We start from the raw sequence: 15584 nt of genomic DNA, 5'->3' as shown, positions 1-15584 counted from the left end.
CTTCGTACAATGGCGGCATGCTGCTCAATGTCGCCGCCTACCACTTCACTCCCCTCGACGACGCCGATGCGCTCGCCGCGACGCTGCGCACGGCGGCGGAAGCCGGTGACGTTCGCGGCACGATTCTCGTCGCGCCCGAAGGCGTGAACCTGTTCCTCGCGGGCGATGAAACTGCGATCGATGCGGTGCTCGCCGTGCTGCACGACGATGCCCGCTTCGCCGGTCTGGATGTGAAACGCAGCTGGAGCTGCGCGCAGCCATTCGGGCGCCTCAAGGTCAAGCGCAAGCCCGAGATCATCACGTTTCGTCGCGATGGCACCACGCCATTCGATCGCCGCGCGCCTGCGGTCGATCCGCCGACGCTCGCACGCTGGATCGCGCAGGGCACCGATGACGACGGTCGGCGCCTCGTTCTGCTCGATACGCGCAATCGCGAAGAGTTCGACTACGGCACCTTCGGTGGCGCGATGACGCTGCCCATCGACAACTTCACCGATCTGCCCGCGGCGCTGGCGCCGCATCGCGACGAGCTCGCCGATGCCACCGTCGTCAGCTTCTGCACGGGCGGCATCCGCTGCGAGAAGGCGGCACTTTGGCTGCACGACGACGGCATGCAAAACGTCCTGCAGCTCGACGGCGGCATCCTCGGCTACTTCGAACAGGTCGGCGGTTTCGGCTACGACGGGCACTGTTTCGTATTCGACGGCCGCGTCGCGCTCGATCCGCAGCTGAAACCGGTGGTCGACGCCGCGGCCTGACGCGTCACCGGCGTTTCACCCGGCCTCGTCGGCGGGTGCGGTCTCCTGCCTCCAATGGCGCTAGCGCCGCATCGACGAGGAGACGACATGGAACTGCGCGACAACGCCCGAACCGCCGCGCCCGACCGCGACGAGAACATCGAAAAGCTGCGGGATCTCGCGAAGGGATTGCACGTCGCGATGCTGACGACGCAGGGTGAAAACGGTCGCCTGTTCAGCCGCCCGCTGGGCGTCGCCGAAGTGGAATTCGACGGGGATCTCTGGTTCGCGACCGGCGCCGACAGTGAGAAGGTGCGCGAGATCGAGGCGACTCCGCAGGTCAACGTCGCGTTCGCGTCGGACGATAACGGCACCTACATCTCGATCTCGGGTCGTGCCATCGCGACGCGTGATCGTGGGGACATCGAGCGTCACTGGAAGCCGTACATGGCGCCGTATTTCGAAGGCGGCAAGGACGACCCGAACCTGTGCCTGATCCGCGTGGAGGCCGAGAGCGCGGAATACTGGGACACGCCGGGCACGGTCGCCGGCAAGGCGCTGCAGTTCCTGCTGACGGCGGTGACGCATGATCCGGGCGTGCTGTCCGACAACCAGCGGATCAATCTGCAGTAGTCGGGTCGATACACCGCACGGAAGTCATCGCGATGACTGGAAGTCGCATGGCCGAACGACGTGCGGTCTTTTGATTGATCGCGTCGCACGTCCGTAATACGAAAAAGCCCGCGATCGCTCGCGGGCTTTTTCTCTGGGCTGCGGTCCGATCAGCGATCGCGACGCGGGCCGCGGAAGCCGCCGCGATCGCCCCGCCCACCCCGGTCCCCGCGGTCGCCCCGATCGCCCTCGCGCGGTGGCGCGCCATCGTCGCGACGCAGCTTGAGTTGCTGCCCGGCGACGCGCACGCGCTTGAGGTGTTCCATTGTTTCGCGCGGCATGCCTTCCGGCAGGTCGATGAGCGTGAAGTGGTCGCGGATGTCGATGCGGCCGATAAAGCGGCTTTCGAGATCCGCTTCGTTCGCGATCGCGCCGACGAGATTGCCCGGCTTCACGCCGTGCACGTGCCCGACTTCGACGCGGAACGTTTCCATGCCCGCCTCGGGGCCACGCTGCGGACGCTCGCGACGTGGTGCATCGTCGAACGCGCGCTCCGCATCGTTGCGCGGACGCGAATCATGCTCGAAGCGCGGTCCACGCGACTCGAAATCGCTCCCGCTGCGTGCGGGACGCTCCACCTGCTCGGGACGCGGACGACTGTCCTCGCGCTCGAAGCGTTGCGGGCGCTCGTCGCCCATCGGACCGCGTTCGATGCGCGGCGCCTGGTCGTCGCGTTCGGGGCGCGGCGCGCGACCGTAGGCACGATCACCGCCCTGTTCGGGGCGCGGACGATCATCGCGCTCGAAGCGGGCAGGGCGTTCGCTGCGATCCGGATACGGCTTGCCGTCGCGGTCCGGGCGCGGCGCGCGATCGTCGCGGTCGAAACGTGCCGGGCGCTCGCCGCGGCTGTCGCGTTCGAAACGGCCCGGACGATCCGGACGCGGACCGCGATCGCGATCCTGATGGCGCTCGCGATCCATGCGGTCGCGACGCTGGGCGTCGAGCAGCGGATCGTGGCCGGTCGCCATCAGCAGCGGCGACTCGCCCTGCAGCAGGTGCGCGAGGGCGGCGGCGATTTCCACCGCCGGCACGTTGCGCTCGTTCTCGAAGCGCTCGATGAGATCGCGGTAGGTCGGCAGCTCGGCGGATTCCAGCGCATCGGAAATGCGCTCCATGAACTTGTCGACGCGACGCGCATTCACCGACTCGATGCTCGGCGGCTCCATCTGCTCGATCGGCTGGCGCGTGGCACGTTCGATCGCGCGCAGCATGCCGCGCTCGCGCGGCGTCACGAACAGGATCGCTTCACCGGTGCGGCCCGCGCGGCCGGTACGGCCGATGCGGTGCACGTAGCTCTCGGTGTCGTACGGGATGTCGTAATTGAGGACGTGCGTGATGCGGTCGACGTCCAGACCGCGAGCCGCCACGTCGGTGGCGACCAGCACGTCGATGCGGCCGTCCTTGAGCTGCTGCACGATCTTCTCGCGCTGCGCCTGCTGGACATCGCCATTCAAAGCCGCCGCCGCGATGCCGCGCGCGGCGAGCTTTCCGGCGAGCTCCTCCGTCGCGATCTTGGTGCGCGCGAACACGATCATCGCGTCGAACGTCTCGGCTTCGAGCACACGCGTGATCGCGTCGATCTTGTGGTGCTGGCTGACGGCGACGTAGCGCTGGCGGATGTTCGCCGCGGTCGTCGTCGTCGCCTTGATGGCGATTTCGGTCGGATCCTTCAGGTAGGTCTGCGCGATGCGGCGGATCGGCGCCGGCATGGTGGCCGAGAACAGTGCGACCTGACGCGTCTCCGGCGTCGCCTTCATCACTGCTTCGACGTCGTCGATGAAGCCCATGCGCAGCATCTCGTCGGCCTCGTCGAGCACGACCATCGACAGCGCGGACAGATCGAGCGTGCCGCGCTTCATGTGGTCGATCACGCGGCCGGGCGTACCGACGATGACGTGCACGCCACGGCGCAGCGCCGCCAGCTGCGGCCCGTAACCCTGCCCACCGTAGATCGGCAGCACGTGGAAGTTGGGCAGGTAGGTCGCGTACTTCTGGAACGCCTCGGCCACCTGGATGGCGAGTTCGCGGGTCGGTGCCAGCACCAGGGCCTGCGGCTTGGTCTTGGCGGGATCGATGCGGGCCAGCACCGGCAATGCGAACGCGGCGGTCTTGCCGGTACCGGTCTGCGCCTGGCCGATGACGTCGCGGCCGGCGAGCAGCGGCGGGATGGTGGCGGCCTGGATCGGCGAGGGGGTTTCGTAGCCGACGTCGGCCAGCGCGCGCAGCAGCGGCGCGCCGAGGGCAAGGTCGGTGAAGGTGACGGAGGACGGGTCGGTTTCGGCGCTCATGGCGGCAGGACGTGGGCGCCGGTCGCGCCGGTCGGGGGGCGGCAGTCTACAGGCCCGCGCGCGACCGGGCCGTCGATGGCGACGTTTTCACGGTGTTTTCCGGGGAAAACGACGGCCGCCGTCGCGTGGGCGATGACGCCGCGCCGGCTACGATGCGCACCCGATGCGCGTGCAGCGTCCGCTTTCAGGGCCCCTGATGAGCCTGTCCGACCTCCACTTCGACAACCGCTTCGTGCACGAGCTACCGGGCGATCCGGCGCGCGGGAAGGCGGTGCGGCAGGTGCACGGCGCGCTGTGGTCGCCCGTCGACCCCGATCCCGTCGCTGCACCCCGCGTGCTCGCGGTGTCGCGCGAAATGCTGTCGACGCTGGGGCTCGACGCGCGCGATGCGGAATCGCCCGAATTCGCGCAGGTGTTCGGCGGCAATGCGCTGCTGGCCGGCATGCAGCCGTATGCCTCCAACTACGGGGGCCACCAGTTCGGCCACTGGGCCGGGCAGCTGGGCGACGGCCGCGCGATCACGCTGGGCGAAACCGTCAACGCGGCCGGCGAGCGCTGGGAGCTGCAGCTGAAGGGCGCCGGTCGCACGCCGTATTCGCGCACCGCCGACGGCCGCGCGGTGCTGCGTTCGTCGATCCGCGAGTTCCTGTGCAGCGAAGCCATGCATCACCTCGGCGTGCCGACGACGCGTGCGTTGAGCCTGGTTGCAACCGGTGAGGACGTCCTGCGCGACATGTTCTACGACGGTCATGCCGCGCCCGAGCCTGGTGCCGTCGTCTGCCGCGTCGCGCCGTCGTTCATCCGCTTCGGCCACTTCGAGTTGCCGGCGTCGCGCGGGGATATCGGCTTGCTGCGGCGGTTGGTCGAATTCTGTATTCGACGGGACTTTCCGCATCTGGATCCGGATGCGCCCGACGTCGTCTCGAAGTGGTTCGGCGAGATCTGCGAGCGCACTGCGGTGATGGTCGGCCACTGGATGCGCGTGGGCTTCGTGCACGGCGTGATGAACACTGACAACCTGTCGATCCTCGGGCTTACCATCGACTACGGCCCCTACGGATGGATCGACGACTACGACCCCGACTGGACACCGAACACCACCGACGCGCAGCGCCGTCGCTACCGGTTCGGTCAGCAGGCCGCGGTGGCGTACTGGAACCTCGGTCGACTTGCATCGGCGGTCGCCGCGCTCGATCCCGACGTCACGCCGCTGCAGGATGGGCTCGCGCGTTACGTCGCGACGTATGAACGCACCGAGCGCGACAACGCGGTCGCCAAGCTGGGGCTCGGCGAATTCCGCGAGGGCGACCTCGAGCTGGTGGAATCGCTGCAGCAATGGATGCGCGATACCGAGGTCGACATGACGCTGTTCTTCCGCGGCCTGATCGACGTCGATCCCGCGTCGCCCGATCTGTCATCCCTCGAGGCCGCGTACTACGACGACGCCAAGCGCGACGCCGGCCAGCCCGCGCTGCGCGACTGGCTCGCGCGCTACGCCGCGCGGCTCGCGGAGGGTCCATCGGCCGACGCACGCCGCGAGCAGATGCGTTGCGCCAACCCGCGCTACGTACTGCGCAACTACCTCGCGCAGCAGGTCATCGATCGCGCGACGGCCGGCGATCCCTCCGACATCGACGAACTGCTCGACGTCATGCGTCGGCCTTACGACGATCAGCCCGGCCGCGAGACATTCGCGCAGCGGCGGCCCGACTGGGCGCGCCACAAGGCCGGCTGTTCGATGCTCTCGTGCAGCTCGTGAGAAGGCGCCGGCACCGCGGCGCGTAGAATGGCGTCATGCCCCTGATCACCCTCCAGTCCGTCGACTTCAGCGTCGGCGGCCCGCTGCTGCTCGACCACGTCGATCTCTCGATCGATGCCGGCGAGCGCATCGCCGTCATCGGTCGCAACGGCGCCGGCAAGTCCACGCTGCTCAAGCTCATTTCCGGCGACCTGCGCGCGGACGATGGCGAAGTTCGCTACGAAGATGGCGTGCGCGTGGCCCGTCTCGAACAGGAAGTGCCGGTGGATACCGCGGGCGATGTGTTCGACGTCGTCGCCGGTGGCCTCGGCGAGCAGGGGGCGTTGCTCGCGCGTTTCCATCATCTGAGTCATGCGGCCGAAGTCGATGCCGTGGCGCTGGCCGAGGTCCAATCGCGCATCGAGGCGCTGGGTGCGTGGTCACTGGATCAGCGTGTCACCGAAACGCTGACGCGTCTCTCACTGGACGGGGATCTCGCGTTCGCCGGGCTTTCCGGTGGTATGCGACGTCGCGTCATGCTCGCGCGTGCTCTGGTCTCGGCGCCCGACGTGCTCCTGCTCGACGAACCGACCAACCACCTCGACATCGAATCGATCGACTGGCTGGAAGGCTTCCTGAAGTCGTGGCGCGGCACACTGATCTTCATCACCCACGATCGCCGTTTCATGCGTTCGCTGGCGACGCGCATCGTCGAGATCGACCGCGGCTCGCTAACGAGCTGGCCGGGCGACTGGGACAACTACCTGCGCCGACGCGAGGAACGCCTGCATGCCGAAGCGCAGGAGAACGCGCGCTTCGACAAGTTGCTCGCGCAGGAAGAGGTGTGGATCCGCCAGGGCATTAAGGCGCGCCGCACTCGCGATGAAGGCCGGGTACGCCGACTGAAGGCGATGCGCGACGAACGTGCGCAGCGTCGCGACCTCACCGGCAAGGTGCGAATGGAGGCTGCGCAGGCCGATGCTTCGGGCCGCAAGGTGATCGAGGCCAAGGACGTCAGCGTCGCGCTCGGTGGCCGCACGATCATCCGCGACTTCTCGACCACGATCTTCCGCGGCGACCGCATCGGCCTGATCGGACCGAACGGCAGCGGGAAGACCACGCTGCTGCGCACGCTGCTCGGCGATCTCGTGCCTGATTCGGGCGAGGTGCGTCCCGGTACCGGCCTGCAGATCGCCTACTTCGACCAGTACCGCGCGACGCTTCGCGATGACTGGAACGCGATCGAGAACGTGGCGGAAGGCCGCGAGTTCGTCGAGTTCAACGGCAAGCGCAAGCACATCATCGGCTACCTGCAGGACTTCCTGTTCACTCCGGAACGCGCCCGTGCGCCCATCACGCGACTGTCGGGCGGTGAGCGGAACCGCCTTCTGCTCGCACGCCTGTTCGCGCAGCCGTCCAATCTTCTGGTGATGGACGAACCGACCAACGATCTCGACGTCGAAACGTTGGAGCTGCTCGAGGAACTGCTGGGCGACTACGCGGGGACGTTGCTGCTGGTCAGTCACGACCGCGACTTCCTCGACAACGTGGTCACGTCGACCCTCGTGATGGAGGGCGATGGACGCGTCGGCGACTACGTCGGCGGCTACACCGACTGGCTGCGCCAGCGTCCGGTCTTCGGAGCGAAGTCGACGCGTGCCGAGCCGCCAAAGTCCGCGCCCGTCGCCGCCGTGACGCCGCCCAAGCGCAAGCTCAGCTACAAGGAATCCCGCGAGCTGGAGGCGTTGCCGGCCCGCATCGAAACACTGGAAGGTGACGTCGCGCGGCTTACGGACGCGCTGTCCGATCCTTCGTTCTACGCCCGCGATGCGGCCGCGATCACGGCGCACAACGCGGACATCGCCCGCGCACAGGCGGAGCTCGACGCGGCATATGCGCGCTGGGCGGAACTCGACGGCTAGGAGCTGTGATGCGTAATCGATGGACGACGATCGTGGTAGCGCTGGCACTGCTCGCCGCCGGTTGGTACGGCTGGCAGTGGAAGGTCCGCCACGACCATGACGCCTACGTTGCCGCCCAGCGCGCCCAGGGGCACACGACGCGCGTCGACATCGATACGCAGCAGCGCCTGTTCACCGCACGCGGCGATGACGGCCACATGCAGCGCGTCGACCTGACGCAGCTGGAAATGCTGATGCTGCATTCGCAGCCGGGTGAAACCGGTCTGTCGCTGATGACTCTGGAGACGCCACGTGGCCTTGTCAGCCTGCCGTACTACGGCATCGACGCCTGGCGCGTAGTGCAACAACTGCCGCCGCTGCTTCCGGGCCTCGACACCGACGTCGCTGCCGCGCAACTCAAGCGCTTCGAGCAAGAGCGCGACGTGGTCTGCGTGTTGTGGGCGTCCCCCGCGCGCGAGGTATTGCTGGAGAAGGCGGGACACCTGGCCGGCCATTGCTGGCAGCGCCCCGAAACCCCCTGATCAGCCTTCCGGCGTATAGCCCGTCGCGGCGTCCGCGCCGCCTTCGAACAGGAACTTTTCCATCTGCTCCGCCAGATACGCGCGGTGCTTGGGGTTCATGGGCGAAAGGCGGTTCTCGTTGATCAGCATGGTCTGGTGCGCCAACCATGCGGCCCAGGCCTGCTTGCCCACGTGCGCATAGACGCGACGCCCCAGCTCGCCCGGCCACGGCACGAAATCGAGGCCTTCGTCCTCGCGCTTGAGCCAGACGCAGTCGACGGTACGGGGCATATCAGGTCTCTAACAGGCGGTTGAGCAGGCTGCGCACGGGCGCGGGAATGCCGAGCGATGCGAGATCGTCGCGGGTCACCCACGTCGCCGCGTCGTCATCCGCGACGCGCGTGCTCGCGTCGACGCGATGCAGCCGCGGCCGCAGGGTGAGATGGTAGTGCGAGAAGGTGTGTGCGACATCGTCGAGCCACATCACCGCATCGCCGTGAACGCCACGGCCGCTGAGCCACGCATCCGCCGCGGCCTCGTCGTCGAACTGCGGCAGCGACCACAGCGCCGCCCAGATGCCGGTCGGTTCGCGGCGACGCAACAGCACGCGGTCGTCGGCGTCGCGTAGGACCAGCGCGACCGCCTGCCGTCGCGGCAATGTTTTCGCGGGACGTGGCGTCGGCAGTTCGTCCTGCCGGCCTTCGATGCGCGCGACGCAGTCGCTCTGGATCGGGCAGATCACGCAGGGCGGGCGTCGCGGGGTGCACAGCGTCGCGCCGAAATCCATCTGCGCCTGCGTGTAGTCGGCGAGACGGTCGTCGGGCAGATCACGCTCCGCGACATGCGCATTTGCGAACGCCCACAGCACGCGTTCGACCTTCGACGTACCGGGCCAGCCTTCGACGCCGTGATATCGCGCGAGCACGCGTTTGACGTTGCCATCAAGGATCGCGTGTCGATCGTTCCACGACTGCGCGGCGATCGCCGCGGCTGTACTGCGACCGATACCCGGAAGTCCAGCGAGCGCGTCGACATCGCGCGGTAGTTCGCCACCATGGTGCTCCATGCACAACTTCGCGGCGGCGTGCAGGTTGCGGGCGCGCGTGTAGTAGCCGAGCCCCGACCACAGCGCGAGTACCTGATCGAGCGGTGCGTCGGCGAGATCGCGCAGCACGGGCAGCGCGTCGACGAAGCGATGGAAATACGGAATGACGGTCGCGACCTGCGTCTGCTGCAGCATCACTTCCGACAGCCAGACGCGGTACGGCGTGCGCGGGTGTTGCCAGGGCAGGTCGTGGCGGCCGTTGACGTCGAACCACGCGAGCAGCCGCGCGGCGAAGCCCTCATTCGCCATCGGAGAACTCGACCTCGACGCCGTCCATCTTCACGGCCGGAAACTCTAGGCGCGGCGTCGATACACGGCCGTCGAGTGGCGGCAGCGGCGTGCCTTTCGACGATGCATCCAGCCAGGCGAGAACGCGTGGCAGGCGGAAGCGCCCGTCGAAACGCGTCGCGCCGGATTCGAGATGAAGCGAGGCATCACCGGAGAAATCGACTGGCCCGGTGTACGCGAGCTGCATCGGCAGCGGGCCGCGCGGGCTGTGCAACGGGGCGGGCAGCTCCGGCCAGCTCTGCGGCCAGCGCGCGATCGCGCCATCGAGCTGCAGCGACAGCGCGGACGTCCAGTCGAGTCGGCCGGACGCAGTGAGGTCCGGAATGCTGTCGCCCTTTCGGAACGCGAGTCCGAACGGTGCCAGATGCAGGCCCTGCGCATAGGTGGCGCGACCGCCGATGCCGAGTGCGAACGGAAGCGTGGTCGACGGCGAGACGTAGCGCGCGCGTGCGCTGAGCGAAATGGCGTTCAACGCGATGTCGTGGGTGAGGTCGGGCACGCCACGCAGTACGAGGTCCATGGGCAGCGACCAGTCAGGCCGTTGCACCGTCACGCGACCGGCGACGCCAAGGCCCGCAGGCATCTCCGGACGTGCGAGCGTCGCGGCGACTTCGAACGGAACGCGGGTTTCGCCCGCAACCATGCGACCACGCAACGTGCCGCGCACGATGCGGCGAGGCGCGAGGCGCGGCACGTCCACTGCAAGGCCGTCGATGATCCAGCCGTCGCCGGTGACGACGCCATCGCGCGCGACGAAGCCATCGGTCAGTGTGGGTGTCGGGCGCGTCGGCGTCGGCGGACGCGTCGCGAGCCAGCGCTGCAGTGCGCCGATGTCGAGCTGAGGATGATCGATTTCGATGCGATGCACGGTGACCTTCGCGCCGCGCGACCTGATCGTCGACAGCGGTACCGACATCGCGATGCGATCGGCTTTCAGCAGCGGCGTGGCGTCACCGTCGCGCTGTGCGGTCACCTCACGCAACACGAGTCGCGGTGTGTTGCCGAGCGTGTATTCGCTGACGCCCTTCGCGGTGATGCGCAGGCCGAGCACGCGACCCGCCTGGGACATCACCAGCGACGCGACCTGCCGAGGTCGCGTGGCCCAACGCGATAGGCCGGCGACCAGCACGATCGCGATGAGCAGTGCGATCCACCAGACGCGACGCCGCGACCGCGCGGGCGCGGCGAGCGGCGTCGGCGGGGCCGGCGCGCCGTCCGTCATCCGGCGCCCAGCGACTCCGGAAGCAGCGCGTCGACGAAGGCGGCGGCGTCGAACACGCGCAGATCTTCGGGGCGCTCGCCGATGCCAGCGAAGCGGATCGGGATGCCGAACTCGCGCGCCAGCGCGAACACCACGCCCCCCTTGGCGGTACCGTCGAGCTTGGTCACGACGAGGCCGGTGACGCCGATCGCCGCGTGGAACTGGCGCAGCTGCGAGAGCGCGTTCTGGCCCGTGGTGCCATCGATGACCAGCAGCACTTCGTGCGGCGCATTCGCGTCGAGCTTCTGCAGCACGCGCTTGATCTTGCCCAGTTCCGCCATCAGGCCCTGCTGCGTGTGCAGGCGGCCCGCGGTGTCGGCGATGAGGATTTCGGTGCCGCGCGCCTTCGCCGCCTGCAGCGCGTCGAACGCGACCGACGCGGCGTCGGCGTTCTGTCCCTGGGCCACCACCTGCACGCCGTTGCGCTCGCCCCAGGCCTGCAGCTGCGCGACCGCTGCGGCGCGGAAGGTGTCGCCCGCGGCGAGCATCAGCGTGCGGTTCTCGTCGCGGAACCGGCGCGCGAGCTTGCCGATCGTCGTGGTCTTGCCGACGCCGTTGACGCCGATCGTGAGCAGGACGAAGGGCTTGGCGTCGCGATCGATGACCAGCGGCTTCGCCACCGGCTCGAGTATCGCCAGGAGGTCGGCCCGCAGTGCGGCGAGCAGCGCGTTCGCGTCGGCGAACTCGCGCGCCTTCATGCGCTTGCGCAGGTCGCCGACGATCTCGGTGGTCGCGGTCACGCCGACGTCCGCGGTGATCAGCGCCGTCTCGATCTCGTCGAGCAGATCGTCGTCGAGCTTGGGATTGCGCGAGAACAGGCCGCCGAGCGAACGCGCGATCGCGTTGCCGCGCAGGCGCTCGAGCCAGCCGCGCTTGCCGGCGGGTGCCGCCACGGCGTTGGTCGCGACGCCGAGCAGCTCATCCGATGCGCGATCGGCAACGGGCGGCTCCTCGTCGATCACCGGTTCGGCGGGCGAGGGCAGCGCGCTGCCCAGCCATTCGCCGGCGGCATCGACCGATGCGGGATCGTTGACGCTGGCGTCGAGCGATTCCACCGCGGCCTCGGCCGCGGGGGTAGCGTCGCCGCCCGGAAACGCCGCGGCCAACTCCTCGGCGGACATGCGCCGCTCGGGGTCGGTCGGCTTCTTGCGGCGCAGAAAACTCAGCATCGGCAGGCGTCGGAATTAGGGGAAAATGGGCGCGACATGCTAGCACCGGCCCCCACGACGCTCCGATGAACACGCCCGCAGGGAAGGTCCGTCTCATCGGCGGGCGATGGCGCGGAACGCGCCTGGAGGTGCCGAACGTGGCGGGGCTGCGGCCTTCGTCCGACCGCGTGCGCGAGACCCTGTTCAATTGGCTGATGCCATGGCTGCCCGGCGCGCGCGTGGTCGATGTCTTCGCGGGCACCGGCGCTCTCGGGCTCGAGGCGCTCTCGCGCGGCGCCGACGCGGCCGTGATGATCGAACGCGATGCGGGCCTCGCCACCGCACTTCGCAATACGCTGCGCCGTCTCGAAGGCGGCGAGCGCGGGCAGGTGGTGCAGGGCGATGCGCTGGGCTGGCTGGCGACGTCGACCGCCACATTCGACATCGCCTTCGTCGACCCGCCGTTCGCAGGCGGGCTGTGGCCGCGGGTCTGGCCCGCGCTGGCGCCGCGGCTCGCGCCCGATGCGCTGGTGCACGTCGAAAGCCCGTCCGACCTCGACCCCGCCGTCCCTTCGAACTGGGAACTGCATCGCGAAGGGCGGACGCGGGACGTCCGTTACGCCCTCTACCGCGTGCCTTCACACGTCGCGGCCACTGCTACACTCGATCCTGAACCGACGGCCGGGGAGCCGTCGAACCCGCACGAGACGCCATGAGCGCGGCCCACCACCGCATCGCTGTCTATCCCGGCACGTTCGATCCGGTCACGAATGGTCACATCGACCTCGTCGACCGGGCCGCGCCGTTGTTCGACCGCCTGGTCATCGGCATTGCGGAAAGCCCGTCTAAGGGGCCGTCCATGCCCTTGGAGGTCCGCGTCGGCCTCGTGCGCGAAGCGGTCGCCCACCATCCCAACGTCGAAGTGCGCGGTTTCAACTCGCTGCTCGCGCATTTCGTCCGCGACGTCGGGGCCGGCGTGCTGCTGCGCGGCCTGCGTGCGGTGTCGGACTTCGAATACGAGTTCCAGATGGCGAGCATGAACCGCCATCTGATTCCGGAGGTCGAGACGCTGTTCCTGACTCCGGCCGAACAGTACGGCTTCATTTCTTCATCGCTGGTTCGCGAGATCGCCCGCCTCGGCGGGGACGTCTCGGGTTTCGTACCCCCGGCGGTGGCCTCCGCGCTGCAGGCCCATTGGCGGCGCATTTGATGTCAACCCCGAGGAAATACATGAAGACCACGACCCGCCTGTTGCTGCTCGCCGTGCTCGCCCTGCCGGTCCTGGCGGCGTGCAAGAAGGATGAAGGCACGCAGACCGCCCAGACGTCGAAGCCTGCCGTCGCCAAGCCGGCTTCTCCGACTGACGAGAACGCCTGGAACGCCTACATCACCGACCAGGTCACCCGCCACCTCGAAGGCGCGACCAGCACCTTCGCGTACACGCTGCCGGCGCCGGGTTCCGAGGGCTACGACGACTCCTTCCAGCGCGCGGTCGACAAGGCCAAGGAAGACGTGTCGCGTGGCGGCGTCGAGGGCACGCTGATGGCGTTCGGTTCGGCCGATTCGGCCAAGACCGCCGACATGATCGTCGCCGCGTTCAACGGCGCCGGCGTCGACACCATGAAGGGCGTGCGCGTGCTGTTCATCGGCGACGCGGCCGACAAGGATCGCGCTGAAGCCGCGGTCAAGCCATCGGGCGCCAAGTTCGAGTTCGCCGAGGCGAAGTAATTCGCAGCGACCTTCGCCCGTCTGCGACGGCCGGCCTCAGCGCCGGCCGTCGTCGTTTCCGGCGTCCCCCCAGCGTTTCGCGGGCGACAACCCGGCGTGCAGCGCGTGTCGGCGACCGCGGCGGCGGCGGGTGCGACAATCCCCCTCCGATCCCGATCCGGCGCGGCATGTCCCTCCGCATCAACGACCTCTGCGTGAACTGCGACGTGTGCGAGCCGGCCTGTCCCAACCAGGCGATCGCGCAGGGCGAGACCATTTACGTGATCGATCCGGCGCGCTGCACGGAATGCGTCGGTCACTTCGACGAGCCGCAGTGCGTCGTCGTCTGTCCCGTCGAATGCATCGACCCGGATCCCACCCATCCCGAAACCCGCGACGAGCTGCTGGCGAAAGCGATCGCGCTCGCCGGTGGCTCGCTGGAGACTCCATGAAGCGTCCTGTGCTGCACGTGCTCGCCATCGCCGTTTTCTCGCTGGTCGTCGCGCTGCCTGCGGCCGCGAAAGGCCCGGTGCCGGCGAAAACGGCCGCGACGACGACGCGCGGCGCGCACCCGCCCGGCGTAGCGATCGCCAGCGCGCACGCGCTCGCCACCGATGCCGGCATGGAGATGCTCCGCAAGGGCGGCAATGCGTTCGACGCGGCGGTCGCAGTGTCGGGCGTGCTGTCGGTGGTCGAGCCGGTGAGTTCGGGCATTGGTGGCGGCGGGTTCTTCCTCCTGCATGACGCGAACACCGGTCGCGACGTCTTCGTCGACGCGCGCGAAACCGCGCCGGAATCGGCCACGCCCGCGGCGTTCCTCGATGCCAAGGGCGATCTCGATCGCGACCGCGCGCAGAACGGCCCGTGGTCGGCCGGCATTCCCGGTCTACCCGCCGCGCTGGTGCACATCGCGCAGAAGTACGGAAAGCTGCCGCTGACGACGACACTGGCGCCGGCGATCCGCATCGCGCGCGAAGGCTTTCCCGTCTATCCGCGCCTCGAGAAGGGCTATGCGAGTCGGCGCACGGTGATGGAGCGCTATCGCGGCACGCGCGCGGTGTTCCTCGCTGACGGTGATCCGCCGAAGGTCGGCGAAACGTTCGAGCAACCGGAACTCGCGCACACGCTGGAGCTGATCGCGACCAGGGGTTTCGACGGCTTCTACCGCGGCGAAACCGCGACCAGGCTGCTCGCGGCGGTGACGGAGGAGGGCGGGCACTGGACCGCAGCCGAGCTGCAGAACTACCGCGTGCGCGAGCGCACGCCGCTCAAGTTCGATTACCGCGGCTGGAAGATCACGACCGCGCCGCCGCCGTCGTCCGGTGGCGTCGCGCTCGCTGAAATCCTGCAGACGGTATCGGGCTGGGACCTGCAGAAGCTCGACGCAGCGCATCGCACGCACATCCTCACCGAGGCCATGCGCCGCGCATTCCGCGACCGCACGATCTACCTCGGCGACCCGGACTTCGTGAAGATGCCGCTGTCGCGCCTGATGTCGCCGGATTACGCGGCCGGCCTGCGCGCCACCATCCACCCCGACAAGGCGACGCCGAGTGACCTGCTGCCGGGTCAGCCCGCGCCCTTGGAAGACGACGAGACCACCCACTTCTCGATCATGGACGCGCAGGGCAACCTGGTGTCGACGACGCAGACGGTCAACCTGACCTACGGCTCCGGCATGGTCGCGCCGGGAACGGGCGTGCTGCTCAACAACGAGATGGACGACTTCGCGCTCAAGCCGGGCACCGCGAACGCGTTCGGCGTCATGGGCTTCGAGGCGAATGCGCCCAAGGCCGGCAAGCGCATGCTGAGTTCGATGTCGCCGAGCTTCATGGAGTCGAAAGACAAGCTCGTCGTGATCGGCGCGCCCGGCGGCAGCCGCATCATCACCGAGGTCCTGCTCGGCATGCTCGGTTACGACGCGGGGCTTTCCGCGCAGCAGGTCGCTGCGCTGCCGCGCATCCACCATCAATGGCTGCCGGATGTGATCTCCGCCGAAGCTGGTGCACTCGATCCGCAAACGGTGACCGCACTCGAAGCGATGGGCCACAAGGTCAACGCCGCCGAGGCGAGCTGGGGCAACCTTCAGACGGTTGCCTGGGACAAGCGGGCGAACACGCTGGAGGGCGGCACCGATCCGCGCAATCCGAGCGGCAAGGCGGCCACCGACCTGCGGCCCAGCGGCGCCGAGCGCTGATCCTTCTTTCAGGGACGAGAG

15 protein-coding genes are annotated in these 15584 nt (G+C 68.6%); 10 read left to right on the top strand and 5 right to left on the bottom strand.

Features of this window, described 5'->3' with window-relative positions:
• The first annotated feature begins 17 nt into the window (after positions 1-17).
• Together DWG18_RS07075 and DWG18_RS07070 are read left to right on the top strand one after the other, a co-directional pair.
• Positions 18-758 (top strand): sulfurtransferase, encoded by a 741-nt coding sequence (locus DWG18_RS07075; RefSeq protein ID WP_115646552.1) that lies wholly within the window; start codon positions 18-20, stop codon positions 756-758.
• A gap of 87 nt (positions 759-845) precedes the next feature.
• Positions 846-1370, top strand: a complete 525-nt coding sequence (locus DWG18_RS07070; RefSeq protein WP_115646551.1) for a pyridoxamine 5'-phosphate oxidase family protein — start codon at positions 846-848, stop codon at positions 1368-1370.
• 149 nt (positions 1371-1519) lie between these two features.
• Here the strand turns inward: DWG18_RS07070 and DWG18_RS07065 are convergent, their stop codons facing one another.
• A complete protein-coding gene (locus DWG18_RS07065) occupies positions 1520-3697 on the bottom strand; it encodes a DEAD/DEAH box helicase (protein ID WP_115646550.1) in 2178 nt (725 codons plus the stop codon).
• Positions 3698-3899: 202 nt separating this feature from the next.
• On the opposite strand from DWG18_RS07065, the gene DWG18_RS07060 reads away from it, so the two are divergent.
• The 3 genes from DWG18_RS07060 to DWG18_RS07050 are packed head-to-tail and all read left to right on the top strand — an operon-like array spanning position 3900 to position 7878.
• On the top strand, positions 3900-5456 hold the full coding sequence (locus DWG18_RS07060; protein WP_115648082.1) for a YdiU family protein: 1557 nt from the start codon (positions 3900-3902) through the stop codon (positions 5454-5456).
• A 35-nt stretch (positions 5457-5491) separates the two neighbouring features.
• Positions 5492-7357, top strand: a complete 1866-nt coding sequence (locus tag DWG18_RS07055; RefSeq protein WP_115646549.1) for an ATP-binding cassette domain-containing protein — start codon at positions 5492-5494, stop codon at positions 7355-7357.
• Between the two features lie 8 nt (positions 7358-7365).
• On the top strand, positions 7366-7878 hold the full coding sequence (locus tag DWG18_RS07050; RefSeq protein WP_115646548.1) for a hypothetical protein: 513 nt from the start codon (positions 7366-7368) through the stop codon (positions 7876-7878).
• Here DWG18_RS07050 and DWG18_RS07045 read toward each other — a convergent pair whose 3' ends face one another.
• Genes DWG18_RS07045 through ftsY form a run of 4 tightly spaced genes read right to left on the bottom strand, consistent with a single transcriptional unit; the run spans position 7879 to position 11680 of the window.
• Positions 7879-8148, bottom strand: coding sequence for an oxidative damage protection protein (locus tag DWG18_RS07045; protein WP_115646547.1), 270 nt, complete (start codon positions 8146-8148; stop codon positions 7879-7881).
• A 1-nt stretch (position 8149) separates the two neighbouring features.
• Complete coding sequence (gene mutY / locus DWG18_RS07040) at positions 8150-9211, bottom strand: A/G-specific adenine glycosylase (protein WP_115646546.1); 1062 nt, start codon at positions 9209-9211, stop codon at positions 8150-8152.
• A complete protein-coding gene (locus DWG18_RS07035) occupies positions 9201-10472 on the bottom strand; it encodes a hypothetical protein (RefSeq protein WP_115646545.1) in 1272 nt (423 codons plus the stop codon). Before DWG18_RS07035 ends, mutY begins: the two co-directional genes overlap by 11 nt.
• On the bottom strand, positions 10469-11680 hold the full coding sequence (gene ftsY, locus DWG18_RS07030) for a signal recognition particle-docking protein FtsY (RefSeq protein ID WP_115646544.1): 1212 nt from the start codon (positions 11678-11680) through the stop codon (positions 10469-10471). Before ftsY ends, DWG18_RS07035 begins: the two co-directional genes overlap by 4 nt.
• Positions 11681-11745: 65 nt before the next feature.
• Between ftsY and rsmD the strand changes: the two genes are divergently transcribed.
• From rsmD to ggt, 5 genes are all read left to right on the top strand, one after another.
• Positions 11746-12375, top strand: a complete 630-nt coding sequence (gene rsmD / locus DWG18_RS07025) for a 16S rRNA (guanine(966)-N(2))-methyltransferase RsmD (protein WP_115646543.1) — start codon at positions 11746-11748, stop codon at positions 12373-12375.
• Positions 12372-12869, top strand: a complete 498-nt coding sequence (gene coaD, locus DWG18_RS07020; protein WP_115646542.1) for a pantetheine-phosphate adenylyltransferase — start codon at positions 12372-12374, stop codon at positions 12867-12869. The genes rsmD and coaD overlap by 4 nt, the downstream gene beginning before the upstream one ends.
• Positions 12870-12889: 20 nt before the next feature.
• Complete coding sequence (locus DWG18_RS07015) at positions 12890-13387, top strand: hypothetical protein (protein WP_115646541.1); 498 nt, start codon at positions 12890-12892, stop codon at positions 13385-13387.
• A gap of 167 nt (positions 13388-13554) precedes the next feature.
• Entirely contained in the window at positions 13555-13818 is a 264-nt protein-coding gene (locus tag DWG18_RS07010) for a YfhL family 4Fe-4S dicluster ferredoxin (protein WP_115646540.1), read from the top strand.
• Entirely contained in the window at positions 13815-15563 is a 1749-nt protein-coding gene (gene ggt, locus DWG18_RS07005; RefSeq protein WP_115646539.1) for a gamma-glutamyltransferase, read from the top strand. The genes DWG18_RS07010 and ggt overlap by 4 nt, the downstream gene beginning before the upstream one ends.
• Positions 15564-15584 lie beyond the last annotated feature (21 nt).

Source organism: Lysobacter sp. TY2-98 (genome assembly GCF_003367355.1).
GTDB lineage: Bacteria > Pseudomonadota > Gammaproteobacteria > Xanthomonadales > Xanthomonadaceae > Cognatilysobacter.
This window is presented reverse-complemented; position numbering and strand designations above follow the sequence as displayed.